Annotated in this window: 2 protein-coding genes; one reads left to right on the top strand and one right to left on the bottom strand. The window is 74.4% G+C overall.

Features of this window, described 5'->3' with window-relative positions; genetic code table 11:
* Window positions 1-41: 41 nt before the first annotated feature.
* Complete coding sequence (locus tag ACYVE9_RS25595; RefSeq protein ID WP_461030268.1) at window positions 42-860, bottom strand: hypothetical protein; 819 nt, start codon at window positions 858-860, stop codon at window positions 42-44.
* 59 nt (window positions 861-919) lie between these two features.
* Here ACYVE9_RS25595 and ACYVE9_RS25590 point away from each other — a divergent pair.
* Window positions 920-1,712, top strand: a 793-nt coding sequence (locus ACYVE9_RS25590) for a Ppx/GppA family phosphatase (protein WP_461030267.1), incomplete at its 3' end; no start/stop codon positions are given.

Raw genomic sequence — 1,712 nt, 5'->3', positions numbered from 1 at the left:
ACCAGCGCCGCGGCACAGCGCCGCGTGAGCACCGCGCCGGATCAGTGCGGCGGGTCGGCCGGGTGCGAGGCGAGCAGCGGCAGTTGCGCGGCGAGCCGCTGCTCGCAGAGCTCCACCAGCCGGTCGTACCCCGCCTTGCCCATCAGCTCCGTGAGTTCCGCACGGTAGGAGACGTACACCGGCTCACCCGCGCCGTGCGCGGCCGTCGCACCGGTGCACCACCAGTGCAGGTCGTGTCCGCCCGACCCCCAGCCGCGCCGGTCGTACTCCCCGATCGTCACCTGGAGCCGCTGTTCGCCGTCGGCCAGCTCGATCCAGTCGTAGGTGCGGCGCACGGGCAGCTGCCAGCACACGTCCGGCTTGGTCTCCAGCGGCTCCCGGCCCTCCTGGAGGGCCAGCAGGTGCAGGGCGCACCCCGCGCCGCCGGCGAACCCGGGACGGTTGTTGAAGATGCAGGCGCCCTGGTACCGGCGCGTCTTCCGCTCTCCGTCGCCGTCCGTCTCGGTCCAGCCGGACTCCGCCGCCACGTCGTGGAACTCCCAGTTCAGCGGCGTCAGGCGGGCCGCGTGGCCGGCCACCCGCCGCTCGTCGTCCTCCTCGGAGAAGTGCGCGCCCAGCGTGCAGCAGCCGTCGCTCGCCCGGCCGGCCTCGATGCCCTGGCAGCCCTGCCCGAAAATGCACGACCACCGGGAGGTGAGCCACGTCAGGTCGCAGCGGAACACCTGCTCCTCGTCGGCCGGGTCGGGGAACTCCACCCAGGCCCGCGCGTGGTCGAGCGGGGCCTCCTCGCCGGCGGCCCGCCGACGCTCCCCGCCCATGTTCGGGCTTTTGCCCGCCTTCGCCTTTTTCGTCTTCGCCACCTGACCAGGGTACGGGCCGGGGAGACCGCGACCCGCTCGGCGCAGTAGCGTGCTCTCCCATGAGACTCGGTGTCCTCGACGTGGGTTCCAATACCGTTCACCTGCTGGTGGTGGACGCGCACCCCGGTGCCCGGCCGCTGCCGGCCTACTCGCACAAGGCCGAGCTGCGCCTTGCGGAACTCCTCGACGACCGCGGGGCGATCAGCCCCGAGGGGGTCGACCGGCTGGCCGGCACGGTCAAGGAGGCGCTGGAGATCGCCGAGGACAAGGGCGTCGAGGACCTGCTGCCGTTCGCCACGTCCGCGGTGCGCGAGGCCAGCAACCACGACGAGGTGCTGGCCCGGGTCGGCGCCGACACCGGAGTGGACCTGCGGGTGCTGTCCGGTCCCGACGAGGCCCGGCTGACCTTTCTCGCGGCGCGCCGCTGGTTCGGCTGGTCGGCCGGCCGGCTGCTGGTGCTGGACATCGGCGGGGGCTCCCTGGAGATCGCCTTCGGCCAGGACGAGGAGCCGGACGCCGCGGTCTCGCTGCCGCTCGGCGCGGGCCGCCTCACCGGTTCCTGGCTGCCGGGCGACCCGCCCGACCCGTCCGACGTCCGGGCGCTGCGGCGGCACGTGCGCGCGGAGATCGCCCGGGTGGTCGGCGAGTTCACCCGGCTGGGCGCCCCCGACCACGTGGTGGCCACCTCCAAGACCTTCAAGCAGCTCGCCCGGCTGACCGGCGCCGCCCGGTCCGCCGACGGCCTGTACGCGCACCGGGTACTGAGCCGCCGCGACCTGGAGGAGTGGGTGCCGAAGCTGGCCGGCATGCCCGCCGAGCAGCGGGCCGCGCTGCCCAGCGTGTCCGAGGGCC

Source organism: Streptomyces sparsus (assembly GCF_054776295.1).
Note: the sequence above shows the minus strand (reverse complement) of the source record. Positions and strands in the feature narration are given on the sequence as shown.